The organism is Aeromonas sp. R2-3 (genome assembly GCF_040908375.1).
Lineage (GTDB): Bacteria > Pseudomonadota > Gammaproteobacteria > Enterobacterales > Aeromonadaceae > Aeromonas > Aeromonas veronii.
Genome location: NZ_JBFODP010000016.1, coordinates 1 through 14,208, shown reverse-complemented (window position 1 = coordinate 14,208; position 14,208 = coordinate 1). Strand labels below are relative to the sequence as shown.

At 55.6% G+C, this 14,208-nt stretch carries 14 protein-coding genes and 3 tRNA genes; 16 read left to right on the top strand and 1 reads right to left on the bottom strand.

The window, feature by feature from the left end:
* Window positions 1–45: 45 nt before the first annotated feature.
* Window positions 46–2,055 (bottom strand): methyl-accepting chemotaxis protein, encoded by a 2,010-nt coding sequence (locus AB5Z02_RS04985; RefSeq protein ID WP_201958279.1) that lies wholly within the window; start codon window positions 2,053–2,055, stop codon window positions 46–48.
* Between the two features lie 260 nt (window positions 2,056–2,315).
* On the opposite strand from AB5Z02_RS04985, the gene ruvA reads away from it, so the two are divergent.
* The 16 genes from ruvA to AB5Z02_RS04905 all read left to right on the top strand — a co-directional run bounded on the left by ruvA (window position 2,316) and on the right by AB5Z02_RS04905 (window position 14,205).
* Entirely contained in the window at window positions 2,316–2,930 is a 615-nt protein-coding gene (gene ruvA / locus AB5Z02_RS04980) for a Holliday junction branch migration protein RuvA (protein ID WP_005335746.1), read from the top strand.
* An 8-nt stretch (window positions 2,931–2,938) separates the two neighbouring features.
* A complete protein-coding gene (gene ruvB / locus AB5Z02_RS04975; RefSeq protein WP_005335744.1) occupies window positions 2,939–3,949 on the top strand; it encodes a Holliday junction branch migration DNA helicase RuvB in 1,011 nt (336 codons plus the stop codon).
* A gap of 934 nt (window positions 3,950–4,883) precedes the next feature.
* Window positions 4,884–6,440, top strand: a complete 1,557-nt coding sequence (locus AB5Z02_RS04970) for a cytochrome ubiquinol oxidase subunit I (RefSeq protein ID WP_005335743.1) — start codon at window positions 4,884–4,886, stop codon at window positions 6,438–6,440.
* A gap of 11 nt (window positions 6,441–6,451) precedes the next feature.
* A complete protein-coding gene (cydB, locus tag AB5Z02_RS04965) occupies window positions 6,452–7,588 on the top strand; it encodes a cytochrome d ubiquinol oxidase subunit II (protein WP_139408789.1) in 1,137 nt (378 codons plus the stop codon).
* Between the two features lie 14 nt (window positions 7,589–7,602).
* Window positions 7,603–7,719, top strand: coding sequence for a cytochrome bd-I oxidase subunit CydX (cydX, locus tag AB5Z02_RS04960; protein WP_005304933.1), 117 nt, complete (start codon window positions 7,603–7,605; stop codon window positions 7,717–7,719).
* A complete protein-coding gene (locus tag AB5Z02_RS04955; RefSeq protein WP_041202810.1) occupies window positions 7,706–8,017 on the top strand; it encodes a cyd operon YbgE family protein in 312 nt (103 codons plus the stop codon). Before cydX ends, AB5Z02_RS04955 begins: the two co-directional genes overlap by 14 nt.
* Window positions 8,018–8,122: 105 nt before the next feature.
* Window positions 8,123–8,530 carry a tol-pal system-associated acyl-CoA thioesterase gene (gene ybgC / locus AB5Z02_RS04950; RefSeq protein WP_005335737.1) on the top strand — a complete coding sequence of 136 codons (408 nt, stop codon included), beginning with the start codon at window positions 8,123–8,125 and terminating at the stop codon, window positions 8,528–8,530.
* Window positions 8,520–9,209 carry a protein TolQ gene (gene tolQ / locus AB5Z02_RS04945; RefSeq protein WP_005335735.1) on the top strand — a complete coding sequence of 230 codons (690 nt, stop codon included), beginning with the start codon at window positions 8,520–8,522 and terminating at the stop codon, window positions 9,207–9,209. Before ybgC ends, tolQ begins: the two co-directional genes overlap by 11 nt.
* Entirely contained in the window at window positions 9,209–9,655 is a 447-nt protein-coding gene (gene tolR, locus AB5Z02_RS04940) for a protein TolR (RefSeq protein ID WP_005354757.1), read from the top strand. Before tolQ ends, tolR begins: the two co-directional genes overlap by 1 nt.
* 5 nt (window positions 9,656–9,660) lie before the next feature.
* Window positions 9,661–10,794 carry a cell envelope integrity protein TolA gene (gene tolA / locus AB5Z02_RS04935; protein WP_013723471.1) on the top strand — a complete coding sequence of 378 codons (1,134 nt, stop codon included), beginning with the start codon at window positions 9,661–9,663 and terminating at the stop codon, window positions 10,792–10,794.
* Window positions 10,795–10,889: 95 nt separating this feature from the next.
* Entirely contained in the window at window positions 10,890–12,215 is a 1,326-nt protein-coding gene (gene tolB / locus AB5Z02_RS04930; RefSeq protein ID WP_005335728.1) for a Tol-Pal system beta propeller repeat protein TolB, read from the top strand.
* 49 nt (window positions 12,216–12,264) lie between these two features.
* Window positions 12,265–12,789, top strand: coding sequence for a peptidoglycan-associated lipoprotein Pal (pal, locus tag AB5Z02_RS04925; protein ID WP_005304908.1), 525 nt, complete (start codon window positions 12,265–12,267; stop codon window positions 12,787–12,789).
* A gap of 158 nt (window positions 12,790–12,947) precedes the next feature.
* Window positions 12,948–13,748 (top strand): tol-pal system protein YbgF, encoded by an 801-nt coding sequence (gene ybgF, locus AB5Z02_RS04920; protein ID WP_064341673.1) that lies wholly within the window; start codon window positions 12,948–12,950, stop codon window positions 13,746–13,748.
* Between the two features lie 174 nt (window positions 13,749–13,922).
* Window positions 13,923–13,998, top strand: a tRNA-Lys gene (locus AB5Z02_RS04915).
* Window positions 13,999–14,029: 31 nt separating this feature from the next.
* Window positions 14,030–14,105 (top strand) — tRNA-Val (locus tag AB5Z02_RS04910).
* 24 nt (window positions 14,106–14,129) lie between these two features.
* Window positions 14,130–14,205: transfer RNA gene (locus tag AB5Z02_RS04905), tRNA-Lys, on the top strand.
* The last annotated feature ends 3 nt before the right edge of the window (window positions 14,206–14,208 follow it).

The following is a 14,208-nucleotide window of genomic DNA, read 5'->3' as shown; positions in this document are numbered from 1 at the left end:
AAAAGATGCCACTCACATGAGTGGCATCTTTGCTATTGAAAGGGGTCAGACCCTGAACTGGGAGAGCAGGCGCTGTTGCAGCAGGCTGGCTTGATGGAGCGAGGAGGCGAGCTGCAGGCACTCCTGCGCCTCCTGTTCGCCGGTTCTGGCTTGCAGACTAATGCCGGAGACCTTGTCAGAGGAGTGGCTCAGAGTGTGTGACAGTTGCCCGGTAGCCACGGCTACCTGCTGCACCATGTCGGCCAGCTGGTCGATGGCGCCTTCCACCTTGAACAGGATCTGCTTGGTGTTCTCGGAGTCCTGCATGCCGGACTCTACCGTCTTGAGGTTGCGCTGCATCATCAGATAGGCAGTTTCGGTCTGCTGCTGGATGCTGCTGATCACCTGGCTAATTTCGGCGCTTGATGTCGCGGTGCGATTGGCCAGGGTGCGCACCTCGTCCGCAACCACCGCAAAGCCACGTCCCATCTCCCCTGCGCGGGCCGCTTCGATGGCCGCATTGAGGGCCAGCAGGTTGGTCTGCTCCGAGATACCGCTGATGGTGGAGATGATCTGGCCAATCTGACCCGCCTGCTCCTTGAGGGAGTTGATGGCGATGGCACACTCGCTCACCTCCTGTACCACCCGCTGCATGCCCGCGCTGGCGGAGGCGACATACTGGCTGCTCTCGGTGGTCAGCTGGCGCACCTCGTTGGCATTGTGGGCCGCCATGCTGCAGTTGTCCGAGATACCGGTGGCGACTTGCACCATCTGTTCACTGTCGTGGTGCAGGGCCAGCGCATGTTCGGCGGTCTGGCGGCTGCTCTGGCTGATTGCCTCCACCCGGTTGACCGAGGTGTGAACGTGTTCGCTGATGTGTTGGTTGTTGTCCATGGTGGAGCTGATCATCTTCTGCAATTTCTCGATGAAACGATCCACGCTGTTGGCCAGCGAGCCTATCTCGTCATCCCGTTGCAGGTTGATGCGGGCGTTGAGGTCTCCCTCGCCGGCGGCGATATCCTGCATTCGTTTGTCTACTTGCAGCAGTGGGGTTACCAGTTTGCGGGTCAGCCAGAAGCCGCAGAGGGTGACCATGATCAGGCTCAGCAACAGGCCACCCAGCAGCAGGGTTCGGATCTGGCTGATGATGCCGTTGAGCTGGGCCACCTGATCCTCAACAGTGGCATCGCCGCTCTCCTCGATGGCAACCAGCTGTTGTCGCAGCTCATCGGCACTGACCTCATAGGCGGACTGCTGGGCCTGATAGCTGCCGAGCGCATCGACCCACTGTCCCATCAGTTGCTGATGCCGGGCCAACAGGGCGCGATACTCTGCCGACAGTGTCTTGCCGGCAAATTCGCCGGTTCCCTCGATATCGAACAGCCCGGTGCCGAGCATGCTGTTGATTGCTTCGTGGTAGAACTCGGTCGCTTCTTTCAGCTCGGCCTTGATCGCCTCTGTGACTCCTTGTCTGCGCATCTTCTCCAGCGCATAGAGCTGGCGCAAAAAGCCTATGTTGGATTCCATCCCCCCGTCGGCCGCTTCCCAGCGAGTGGAGAGGCCGCTGTTCCAGCTGATGGTCTGGTCGGGGGATTGGGTCAGCGCCTCGACCGCCCCATCGCCAATCACCTCCAGCTGGGTCGAGAGGCGAGCCATCAGATCGGCGTTGTGATGCAGGGCCTGATCCACCTCGGTATAGGCGTGATAGAGCGCCAGCAGCTTCTCTTGTTGCTGTTGATAGCCCTGCTTGTGCTGTTCCATGGTGGCAAGGGCTGCACCATCAATGAGCTGCCCTTGGCGGACCCGGGCCAGCGCGTCATCGGTCGCCGCCTTGGCAGCATCGAGTTCGGCGCGATTGAGCGGGGTGCCGTTTTGCATCTTCTGAATCTGTAGCTGTTGGTTGCCCAGCTCTATGGAACCCTCCATGGCACCGTCGGCGGTTTGCCAGGCGGCGCCCAGTACGTATGAGAGCAGATTGGCTAGCCGCTGGCTGCCATACCAGCCAACGACCCCCATGCCCAGCGTACAGCCGAGCAATATGGCAAGACCCAGATTGGAGGTGGTAACAATTTTCATGTGATGGCCTTCCTTGGTATCGACATTGGCACCAGTTTCGGTTCCGAACGGGTTTAGTGTAGTGGTTTATCCCCCGCTCGGGGGCCGGTGCGGCGCTGAAACATCCCGTGCACTGGCTGCACCCGATCAAGCATGGTGGAAAATGGGATAAAAAGCCTCTCTGACCACGCGGGTGTTGCTGCCCTATGCTGGATACTTATCCAGTTATTCTTTATGCTATGAGCCAATTTACGAATAGTTGTATTGGTGAGGAGAGAGCCGTGATTGGTCGCTTGAGAGGCATTGTCATTGAAAAGCAGCCCCCCGAGGTCCTGCTGGAAGTGGGCGGGGTTGGCTATGAGGTGCAGATGCCGATGAGCTGCTTCTATGATTTGCCGGAGATCGGCAAGGAAGCGACCATCCACACTCACTTCGTGGTGCGGGAAGATGCCCAGCTGCTCTATGGTTTCAACCACAAACAGGAGCGGGCGCTGTTCCGCGAGCTGATCAAGACCAACGGAGTCGGCCCCAAGCTGGCGCTGGCTATTCTCTCCGGCATGACAGCTACCCAATTCGTGCTGAGTGTCGAACGTGAAGAGATAAGCTCTTTGGTCAAACTGCCGGGAGTCGGCAAGAAGACCGCCGAGCGTCTGGTGGTGGAGATGAAGGATCGCCTCAAGGGGTGGGTAAGTCACGACCTCTTCTCCCCGGCCATGGTCACCTTGCCAGCCAGTGAGCCCGAATTGCGGGCACCGGATGTGACCGAGGAGGCGGCCAGTGCGCTGGTGGCCCTCGGTTACAAGCCGCAGCAGGCGAGTCAGATTGTCAGCAAGATCGCCAAAGAGGGGATGTCGGTGGAAGATATCATCCGTGAATCCCTGCGTAGCCTGGTATGAGGTAGTTGATGATTGAAGCAGACCGCCTCATTTCGGCCAGTGCTGCCCGTGAGGATGACATTATTGACCGGGCTATCCGCCCCAAGAAGCTGGCTGACTACACCGGTCAGGATACCGTCTGCGAACAGATGGAGATCTTTATCGAAGCGGCCCGTCAGCGGGGAGAAGCGCTCGATCACCTGCTGATCTTCGGCCCGCCGGGCTTGGGCAAGACCACCCTCGCCAACATCGTCGCCAACGAGATGGGGGTCAATATCAAGACCACCTCCGGCCCGGTGCTGGAGAAAGCGGGGGATCTGGCGGCGTTGCTCACCAACCTCGAGCCAAACGATGTGCTGTTCATCGACGAGATCCATCGCCTCAGCCCTGTGGTGGAGGAGGTGCTCTATCCGGCGATGGAGGATTACCAGCTCGACATTATGATCGGGGAGGGGCCAGCGGCTCGTTCCATCAAGCTGGATCTGCCTCCCTTCACCCTGATTGGCGCCACCACCCGGGCAGGTTCACTGACCAGCCCGCTGCGGGATCGCTTCGGTATCGTCCAGCGGCTGGAGTTCTACAACGTCAAGGATCTGACCGATATCGTCTCCCGCAGCGCCCGTTGTCTGGGGCTAGACATGACGGAAGATGGCGCCATTGAGGTCGCCCGTCGCTCTCGCGGCACGCCGCGGATTGCTAACCGTTTGTTAAGGCGGGTGCGCGACTTTGCCCAGGTGAAATCCGATGGCCGGATTGACGGCCCCATTGCTGCTCGCGCCATGGACATGCTGGATGTCGATAATGAAGGCTTCGACTTCATGGACCGCAAGTTATTGTTGGCTGTGATAGACAAGTTTATGGGGGGCCCGGTGGGTCTCGATAATCTGGCCGCCGCGATCGGGGAAGAGAAAGATACTATCGAAGATGTGTTGGAGCCTTATCTGATCCAGCAAGGGTATCTGCAACGTACACCCAGAGGACGGATTGCGACCACACGAGCCTACGCTCATTTCGGTCTTCAGCGACCAGATGAGAAGTAAAAACAGTCGTTTGAACATGAAACCGCCGTCAAAGGCGGTTTTTTGTTATCCGGGCAAAAAAAAACCCACGGCGGATGCGGTGGGCAAAGACAATTCAGGATGGATGTTCACAGACAGTGAGTGCGTCTGGACACAGACCGGAAAATAAACAGGTGAGCCGTCGCGAGCTCTCAGAGTCGGTTCAGTTGATAGAGCTGAACAAAGGAAAGCTTGTAGTAACGGATGGTTTTAGCAACAAACTTTTTCATCTTCGATTCCAATAGACAGGTTCAAATTGATCGTCGAATACGTACCGTGAACCCGGATTAACCGGCCTGTATCCAAGGGTATGCCCTCACTGCGAGGCGCATTGTAGGAGTTCGAATCGACCCCGGCAAACAAGAAAAATTGCACTCTTCGAATTAGTTTATCTAATGTCTTTATTGATGAAATTGGTTCGCATGAGTATGCATTCTTTGCAATTTTAAATTGAGTTTTCGAATCAGATTGCCTGACTCGGATAACATGGAAAAAGGCGCGTCATTCACGCTTTTCAAATTAAACCGAGTGGCGGGATGTTAAATTCTTAAATTGATTTAAATCAATGTTTTACGCTTTATCGTGTTTTGTGATCTGGCTCGCGTCAATAATCGTAAAATAGATTAAAAATGCCTTTCAAAGCCATGTATGGCGGGTCCTTTTACATTGATTTCAATCAAATAAAGGTGATATAAAAACCCGGTCATCATGGGCGAGAATAAATTTAGGCTGATTGTTTTGGAATTGTTAAACATTAGCTTTATTTGTGTTCTCGTATTGCCTTGTTGTTAATGCCAGTGGTTACTGAACGCGTTTTGTTGTGACACGTCCCAATGAGACTCATTCGATAACCTCCAACGGAAGCTTTGTGCTTAAAACTTAAAATAGCCGTGCCAATAATCGGTGAGGAAACATCATGATTGCTGAGCATGTGGTAGACCTATCGCGGTTCCAGTTCGCTGCGACGGCCCTTTATCACTTTTTGTTTGTACCCCTGACGCTGGGAATGGCCTTTCTCCTGGCGATCATGGAATCCGTCTATGTGATGACCAACAACACCATCTACCGGGACATGACCAAATTCTGGGGTAAGTTGTTTGGTATCAACTTTGCCTTGGGGGTCACCACAGGTCTGGCCATGGAGTTCCAGTTCGGGACGAACTGGGCTTACTACTCCCATTATGTCGGCGATATCTTCGGGGCCCCGCTGGCTATCGAAGGGCTGATGGCCTTCTTCCTGGAGTCCACCTTCGTCGGTATGTTCTTCTTTGGTTGGGATCGTCTGAGCAAGCATCAGCATCTGGCTGCCACCTGGTTGATGGCGCTGGGTACCAACCTCTCCGCCCTCTGGATCCTGGTCGCCAACGGCTGGATGCAGAACCCGGTCGGTGCCGAGTTCAACTTCGAATCCATGCGGATGGAGATGATGAGCTTCGCTGACGTGGTGCTCAACCCGGTTGCTCAGGTCAAGTTCGTCCATACTGTGGCGGCTGGTTATACCTGTGGCGCCATGTTTGTGCTGGGTATCTCCTCCTACTACTTGCTGAAGAATCGTGATGTGGCGTTTGCCCGTCGCTCCTTCGCCATTGCCGCTGCGTTCGGTATGGCTTCCATCGTGTCCGTGCTGATCCTCGGTGACGAATCCGGTTACGAGACCGGTGAAGTGCAGAAGGTGAAACTGGCCGCTATCGAAGCTGAGTGGGAGACTGAACCGGCTCCGGCTGCCTTTACCCTGTTCGGTATTCCGAATCAGGAAGAGATGCGCACCGACTACGCCATCAAGATCCCCTATGCACTGGGCATTATCGCGACCCGTTCTCTGGACGGTCAGGTCACCGGTCTGAAGGATCTGAAGAGCGAGCACGAACTGCGCGTCCGCAACGGTATGACCGCTTACGACCTGCTGACCAAGTTGCAATCCGGTGACAAGTCTGACGAGACCCGCGCTCGTTTCGACGAAGTGAAGCAGGATCTGGGCTACGGTCTGCTGCTCAAGCGCTACACTAGCAACGTGACCGATGCTACCGACGAGCAGATCAAGGCCGCCGTGGATGACTCCATCCCGCAGGTTCTGCCGTTGTTCTTCGCCTTCCGCATCATGGTTGCCGTCGGCATGCTGATGCTGGTGCTGATTGGTATGGCCTTCTATGACAGTGCCCGTCACCAGATCGGCAAGCGCAAGTGGCTGCTCAAGGGTCTGCTGTGGGGTATCCCGCTGCCGTGGATTGCGATCGAAGCTGGCTGGTTTGTCGCTGAGTATGGTCGCCAACCCTGGACCATTGCAGAGGTGTTGCCGACTTCCCTCTCTGCATCCAACCTGCCTGCAGCCGAGATCTGGTTCTCTCTGATCGGTATCTGCCTGTTCTATACCGTACTTCTGGTTATCGAGATGTACCTGATGTTCAAGTATGCCCGTCTTGGCCCCAGCAGCCTGAAGACTGGCAAATATCACTTTGAACAGATCAAGGCATAAGGAGAGCGACCATGTTTGATTACGAAACTCTGCGTGTCATCTGGTGGGCTCTGGTCGGCGTACTGCTGATCGGTTTTGCCATCACTGACGGCTTCGACATGGGGGTAGGCGCACTGCTCCCGTTCGTCGGCAAGAAAGATGTCGAGCGCCGCGTGATGCTCAACACCATGGGGCCGCACTGGGAAGGTAACCAGGTGTGGCTGGTCACTGCCGGTGGCGCCTTGTTCGCCGCCTGGCCGATGGTGTATGCCGCGACCTTCTCCGGCTTCTACATCGCGATGATCCTGACCTTGATGGCGCTGTTCCTGCGTCCGGTCGGTTTCAAGTACCGCTCCCTGCGTGCTGATGCAAAATGGCGCAGCAACTGGGACTGGGCCTTGTTCGCCGGTAGCGCCGTACCGCCCATCGTCTTTGGCGTGGCCTTTGGCAACCTGCTGCAAGGCGTTCCGTTCGAGTTTAACCAGTTCATGATGTTGACCTATCACGGCAACTTCTTTGGTCTGCTTAACCCGTTCGGCATTCTGGCTGGTCTGGTGAGTCTGTTCATGCTGCTCACCCAGGGCGCAACCTGGTTGATGATGAAGACCGACGGTGAAGTGCTGGCACGTTCCCGCACTGCCGCCATGATCTGCTCACTACTGACCCTGGTGCTGTTTGCTGCCGCGGGTTGGTGGGTAAGCGGTATGGAAGGGTATGTCATCGTCAAGGCTGCCGCGACTGACGCAGTATCCAACCCGATGAATAAGGAAGTTGTCCTGCAGGCTGGCGCCTGGATGAACAACTACACCCTCTATCCGTGGATGGTGGCTGCCCCTGTACTGGGCCTGGCCATGAGCCTGCTGACTGCGCTGTTTGCCCGCATGAACATCGGCTGGCTGGCGTTTACCAGCTCCTCGCTGGCGATTGCCGGGGTCATCCTCACTGCCGGTTTCTCCATGTTCCCGTTCGTGATGCCCTCAAGCCTTGAGCCGTCACTGAGCCTGACCATGTGGGATGCTACCGCCTCTTTCAACACCTTGCAGGTGATGACTGTGGCTGCAGCAGTCTTCGTACCGATTGTGCTGGGTTACACCATCTGGACTTACATCAAGATGTTTGGCCGGGTAACCAACAAGCACATCGAAGATAACCAACAATCTCTCTATTAAGAGGTGCGCTGACAATGTGGTATTTCACCTGGATCCTGGGGCTGTTGTTGGCCTGTGCATTTGGCATCATCAATGCGCTGTGGCTGGAACACACCGAGAACATGGATCGTCAGATCGATGAAAACAAGTGATCGACTCGCCAGGCTCGCCGCTCCACTGGAGCGGCAGCCGTGGCAGGGGTTGATGTTACTCGCGGCGGCCTTGTTGGCCGTCGCTATTTTACAGGCCCCCAATCTGATTGCGGCCAACACCAGCGAGCATGGTCTCTGGCTTGCTCCCTGGCTGATGTGGGCCGTCTGTTGTGGCGTACTTAACGGGCTTGGCTTTCATCTGAAAAGCCTGCCCGGACGTGTGCTGTTCAACCCCTGGCTCGCTTGGCCCAGTTTGTTGTATGGCCTCTGGCTGACACATTCATATTTCCTTTCATAAAAAACGGGGGGAGGCAGGATTTCCCTGTCTCCCCCTGCTTCTTTCCTATTCAGCCCTGCGCTATGATAGCCCCCCATCTGACTGTCGAATGGATCACAGATTGTTATGGGGGAAGTCTTTGAGTTTCCGGTGCGTGTCTACTACGAAGACACCGACGCCGGGGGCATCGTCTACAACGCCAATTATCTCAAGTTTATGGAACGTGCTCGCACCGAGTTTCTTCGTGCCAAAGGGGTCGAACAGGACGTCTGGCTGCAGGAGGGATATGCCTTCGTGGTGAGCCGAACTGAGATCGATTTCCGCTCGGCGGCCCGTTTTAATGAACTATTGAATGTATTAACGCAAGTGATTGAAGTGAAACGCGCATCCCTGCGCTTTTCGCAGCAGATCCTGGCGGCTGATGGACGACTGATCACCCAGGCCATGGTACAGATAGCCTGTGTCAGTCATCCGCAAATGAAACCTGTAGCTATACCTGAAAAAATCAAGGGAGTGCTGTTAAGTGCACGCTGAAATTTCGTTTATTGGCCTGTTTTGGCAAGCCAGCCTGTTGGTAAAACTGGTCATGATGACCCTGATGAGCATGTCTATTGTCTCGTGGGCGCTGATTATCCAGCGTTCAAAGGCGATCAAGGCGGCCAATCTCGCATCGGAACAGTTTGAAGATCGCTTCTGGTCAGGGGTCGATCTCAATCGCCTCTATCAGGAGTCCTCTTCCCGCCGCGATGATATCGAAGGCATGGAAGATATCTTCTACTCCGGCTTCAAGGAGTATGCCCGCTTGCTCAAGGCCGGTGCCCGTGGTCAGGATGCGGTGATGGATGGTACCTACCGCGCCATGCGCGTCTCCCTCTCCCGCGCGGTGGATGATCTGGAATCCAACTTGCCGGTGCTGGCGACCATCGGCTCCATCAGCCCCTATATAGGTCTGTTCGGTACCGTATGGGGGATCATGAACGCCTTTATCGCCCTGGGTCAGGTGCAGCAGGCCACCCTGCAAATGGTGGCACCGGGTATCGCGGAAGCGCTGATCGCTACCGCCATGGGTCTGTTTGCCGCTATCCCGGCGGTTATCTTCTACAACCGCTTCTCCAACAAGGTCGAGCGGCTGGAGAACGCCTACGCCAACTTCATGGACGAGTTCACTACCATTCTGAACCGTCAAATTGCACAGCAGCAGGGTGATCAGTAATGCAAACCTATCAGCGGATCCGGCGCAAGAAGGTGGCCGAGATCAACGTGGTTCCCTATATCGACGTCATGCTGGTGCTGCTTATCATCTTTATGGCGGTCACGCCGGTGATCACGCAAGGGGTCAAGGTGGATCTGCCACAGGCTGAGTCCGAGCAGTTGCCGGAAGATGCCAAGCCACCCTTCATCGTCAGCGTCAATACCGAAGGCGAATATGTCATCAAGGCTGGCGAAGCCGATGACGAGCCGGTGCCAAGCGGCACGCCAGAGGCGATGCAGCAATACATCACCGAAAAAGCCATGGGCTATCTGGCGATCAACCAGAATGCCCCTGTGGTAGTCGCGGGTGACAAGGCCGTGCGCTACGAAGAGGTGATCCTGTTGATGGTGGCCCTCAAGAAAGCGGGTGTGCCTCAGGTTGGCCTGATGACAGATCCGGTGAACTAACGGAGATGGATGTGAAGCGTGGTATTTCCGGTTATCTCATCGCGTCGTTTCTGCTGCACCTGATCATCGGCATCATCCTGTTTGTCGGGCTCGATTTCAGCAAACCGAAACGACCCGAATCGAAGGGGCAGATCGTCAATGCCGTCATGCTCGATGAGAACTTCCTCAACGAACAGGCCAAGCAGATCCAGCAGCAGAAATCTCAGCCCAAGCCTCAAAAGGTAGAGAAAGAGAAGGATAAGGAAGACACGGATCTCGCCAAGCGCGAGCTGGCTCAGAAGCAGGAGCAGCTTCGCATCGCCGAGACCAAGCGCAAGCAGGCCGAAGAGGCGACTCGCAAGGCCGAGGCCGAGAAGCAGAAGAAGGTGGCCGAGCAGAAGCAGGCGGAAGAGAAGGCGCAGAAAGCCGAGGAAGCCCGCAAGCTGGAAGAGCAGAAGGCCAAGAAGGCCGAAGCCGAGCGTAAAGCGGCGGAAGCCGAGAGCAAGGCGTTGGCGTTGAAGAAGAAAAAGGAACAAGAGAAGAAAGAGGCCGAAGAGAAGGCCAAGGCGGCAGAAGCCAAGGCCAAGAAAGCGGAAGCTGACAAGAAGGCCAAAGCCGAAGCCGAGAAGAAAGCCAAGGCAGAAGCAGAGAAAAAAGCCAAAGCCGAGGCCGAGAAGAAGGCCAAGGAAGAGGCTGAGAAAAAGGCAAAAGCTGACGCAGAGAAGAAAGCCAAGGCAGAGGCCGAAAAGCAGGCCAAGATCGCGGCTGAGCGGAAGCGTAAAGCGGCCGAGCAGGCCAAGCTGCAAAAAGAGATGGAAGAGATGATGCAGCAGCAGCTGTCGGCTGAGGCCAATGCCCGCAGTCAGGCGGCATCGGCAGCAGCCCAGGGCGAAGTCGACAAATATGCGGCGCTCATCAAGGCCACTGTTGAGCGGTATATGATTTTGGATCCCACCATGCGGGGCAAAACATGTACTATCGGCGTACGTCTTGCGAGCAGTGGCTTTGTCATATCGGTAGATAACGGCCAGGGTGACCCGGCGGTCTGTCGTTCCGGTAAGGCGGCTGTTCTGAAAGCCAATCAACTGCCAGTGCCCAAGGATCCTGCGGCATTCGAGATGTTGAAGGAATTTAACCTGAAGTTAGAACCGAGTATCTAAGCGTGATAAAACGAGGTTGCTTGCCTCCGGTTGGCAACCTCTCGCCGAGAAAGGAATTTAACCTCTCATCTATATTGGAACCGAGTATTTAAGCCATGATCAGAAAAGTATTTTTTGCTTTGGTTGGCTGTTTGTTGCTGGGCCAGAGTGCCCAGGCGGCCCTGGACATCGTCATCACCGGCGGTATTGATAGCGCACGCCCCATCGCCGTCGCCCCCTTCAAGTGGGAAGGTAACGGGCAGTTGCCGCAGGACATCGCGGAAGTGGTCTCCAACGACCTGATGCGCAGCGGCAAGTTCAAGCCGCTGGCCCGTGGCCAGATGCCGCAAACCCCGAGCAGCAGCAGCGAGATCAACTTCGCTCCCTGGGCCTCCCAAGGGGTTGAAGCCGTGGTGGTGGGTTCCATTTCGGCAGTCGGTGACGGCACCTACAAGGTGAACTTCGAGCTGGTCGATGTGCTGAAAGGCCAGCTGGCCAAGGCACAAGGTGGCGAGAGCAACGGTTACATCCTGGATAGCCGTATGGCGACCATCCCGGGTGCCCAGATGCGCCAGTTTGCCCACCGTATTTCCGACATCGTCTATGAGCGTTTGACTGGCGAGCGCGGTGCCTTCCTGACCCGTCTGGCTTACGTCTCCGTACAGCAGGGTACCCAGTTCCCGTACCAGCTGCGTATTTCTGACTACGACGGTTACAACGAGAAGACCCTGCTGCGCTCCCGCGAGCCCTTGATGTCTCCGGCCTGGTCGCCGGATGGCAGCAAGCTGGCCTACGTGAGCTTCGAGAACCAGAAGTCCGAAATCTATGTGCAGGATATCTACACCCAGCAGCGCAGCCTGATCACCAGTTTCCGAGGTATCAACGGGGCGCCTGAGTGGTCTCCAGATGGTCGTCGTCTGGCTATCGTTCTCTCCAAAGATGGTTCACCAAACCTCTATGTGGTTGATGTCGCTAGCAAGCAGCTGACCCGCGTCACAACCAGCCGTGTGATCGACACTGAACCCTCCTGGATGCCGGATGGGCAAAATTTGTTGTTCACCTCTGAACGTGGTGGCAAACCCCAGATTTATAGCGTAAATTTGGCGACTGGTATGACTCGCCGGATGACTTGGGAAGGTGAATCCAACCAGGGGGCATCCATCACTCCTGATGGCAAAATCATGGTGATGGTGACCCGTGTTCAGGGACAGTATCGTATTGCCCGTCAGGACATGGAAAACAATGCCCTGTTGGTCCTTACCCAGAGTGCTCTGGATGAGTCGCCAAGTGTGGCTCCCAATGGCAGCATGATCATTTATGCCACCATCTATCAGGGTCGTAAGAGTCTCGCGTTGGTGTCGACTGATGGTCGCTTCAAGGCTGTGCTTCCGACCAGTAGCGGTGAAATTCGTGCACCAGCTTGGTCGCCCTTCTTGAATTGATAAAAATCCAATTGTTTTTTGTTTTGTTATAAAGGTTTAAGGAAATAGCATGCAACTCAATAAACTGCTCAAGGGTTTGGCCATCGCACTGCCACTGTTCACCCTGGCCGCTTGTAGTTCTTCTTCTGATTCCGACGCCGCTGGCGCCGAATCAGGTATGACCGACGGCATGGGCGGTGTACAAACCGGCGGCGCCAACGGCATGTTGTCCCCGGAAGAGCAGATGCGTCAGAAGTTCGAAGCACTGCAGCGTGACAACGTGATCTACTTCCCGTTCGACGGTTACGATATCCAGGGTCAGTACGCTGATCTGCTGGATGCCCACGCTAGCTACCTGCGCGAGCGCCCGAGCGTTAAAGTCCTGATCGAAGGTCACGCCGATGAGCGCGGTACTCCGGAGTACAACATCGCCCTGGGCGAGCGTCGTGCCAAGGCTGTTGCCAAGTATCTGCAAACCCTGGGTGTGCAGGCCGAGCAGCTCTCCATCGTCAGCTATGGCGAAGAGAAGCCGCTGGACATGTCCCACACTGAGGATGCCTTTGCCAAAAACCGCCGCGCGGTTCTGGTTTACTAAGGTTTAAACCGAACGAAGTTCGTTTATATGCAAGCGGCCATTTCGATGGCCGTTTTATTTGCACTAAACGCCAAGGTTTGATCCGAATGAAATCTGTATATGCGAGCGACGATGGCGCTGGCCGTTTTATCTGTACTAAACGCTAAGGTTTGATCCGAATGAAATCTGTGTACAAGCAAGCTGTCGTTGCGCTGGCCGTAATGGTTGCTCTGAATGCGCAAGCTGCGGCACCTGTCAGCGATCTGGGCGGTGACTCGGGTGGTGGCGTTGTCCTTAGTGGCAACAACGGCGCCATCGTACCCACCGGTAGCCTGGAAGATCGGGTTGCCCTGCTGGAGCGCACCCTCAATGCCCGTCTGCGACTGCAAGCTGAATTGCAGCAACAGGTCGATTCCCTGCAAGGGGAGGTTTCCGAGCTGCGTGGTCAGCTGGAGCAGCAGACCTACCAGATGGAACAGTCGCAAGAGCGCCAGCGTCAGCTCTATCAGGAGCTCGACAAGGTTGCCAGCAGCCAGCAAGCTGCTCCAGCCGCCCCGGCCCCTGCTGCTGCCACACCGGCTGCTGCCGCCAATTACTCAACCAATCAGGATGAGAACCAGGCCTACGACGCAGCGGTCAACATGGTGCTCAAAGAGAAGAACTACGACAAAGCCATTCCGGCTTTCCAGGGCTTCATCAAGCAGTACCCCAATTCGGGCTATGTTCCCAATGCACACTACTGGCTCGGCCAGTTGCTGTTCAACAAGGGTGACAGAGCCGGTGCCTCGGCCCAGTTTTCGACCGTGGCCAACAAATACAGCAAATCCCCCAAGCGAGCCGATGCGCTGCTGAAGCTGGGTATGCTGGCGCAGCTGGATGGCAAGAAGGCGGAAGCCAAATCCTTCTATGAGCAGGTGATCAAGGGCTATCCCAACACCTCGCCAGCCCAGTTGGCCAAACAGAGTTTGGCCAAGCTGTAACATTGCTGTATGTCACTGTTTTCGTAACGCTACTGTAAAAACAGCCTGCATTTGTACGCACAGTGAGCAAACGGATTTAAATTACGAATTTTCTGTTGCACCGGAAATTTAAATCCGTAATATAGGCCGCCGTCAGAGCCGAAGCAGTAATGCAGTCGGAACTGGTCGTGGTGAGGGTCGTTAGCTCAGTCGGTAGAGCAGTTGACTTTTAATCAATTGGTCGCTGGTTCGAATCCAGCACGACCCACCATTTTCTCCACTCGGTGGAGACAGAATTCCCAGGTCGTTTAGCTCAGCTGGGAGAGCACCTCCCTTACAAGGAGGGGGTCACTGGTTCGATCCCAGTAACGACCACCAGTTTGTAGAAAAAATGATTTAGATGGGTCGTTAGCTCAGTCGGTAGAGCAGTTGACTTTTAATCAATTGGTCGCTGGTTCGAATCCAGCACGACCCACCATCA

Coding starts and splice junctions, on each gene's coding strand:
- pal (WP_005304908.1), top strand. CDS start 12,265: ATGCAACTCAATAAACTGCTCAAGGGTTTGGCCATCGCACTGCCACTG.
- AB5Z02_RS04985 (WP_201958279.1), bottom strand. CDS start 2,055: ATGAAAATTGTTACCACCTCCAATCTGGGTCTTGCCATATTGCTCGGC.
- ruvB (WP_005335744.1), top strand. CDS start 2,939: ATGATTGAAGCAGACCGCCTCATTTCGGCCAGTGCTGCCCGTGAGGAT.
- cydX (WP_005304933.1), top strand. CDS start 7,603: ATGTGGTATTTCACCTGGATCCTGGGGCTGTTGTTGGCCTGTGCATTT.
- cydB (WP_139408789.1), top strand. CDS start 6,452: ATGTTTGATTACGAAACTCTGCGTGTCATCTGGTGGGCTCTGGTCGGC.
- tolB (WP_005335728.1), top strand. CDS start 10,890: ATGATCAGAAAAGTATTTTTTGCTTTGGTTGGCTGTTTGTTGCTGGGC.
- tolR (WP_005354757.1), top strand. CDS start 9,209: ATGCAAACCTATCAGCGGATCCGGCGCAAGAAGGTGGCCGAGATCAAC.
- ybgC (WP_005335737.1), top strand. CDS start 8,123: ATGGGGGAAGTCTTTGAGTTTCCGGTGCGTGTCTACTACGAAGACACC.
- AB5Z02_RS04970 (WP_005335743.1), top strand. CDS start 4,884: ATGATTGCTGAGCATGTGGTAGACCTATCGCGGTTCCAGTTCGCTGCG.
- ybgF (WP_064341673.1), top strand. CDS start 12,948: ATGAAATCTGTGTACAAGCAAGCTGTCGTTGCGCTGGCCGTAATGGTT.
- tolA (WP_013723471.1), top strand. CDS start 9,661: ATGGATGTGAAGCGTGGTATTTCCGGTTATCTCATCGCGTCGTTTCTG.
- AB5Z02_RS04955 (WP_041202810.1), top strand. CDS start 7,706: ATGAAAACAAGTGATCGACTCGCCAGGCTCGCCGCTCCACTGGAGCGG.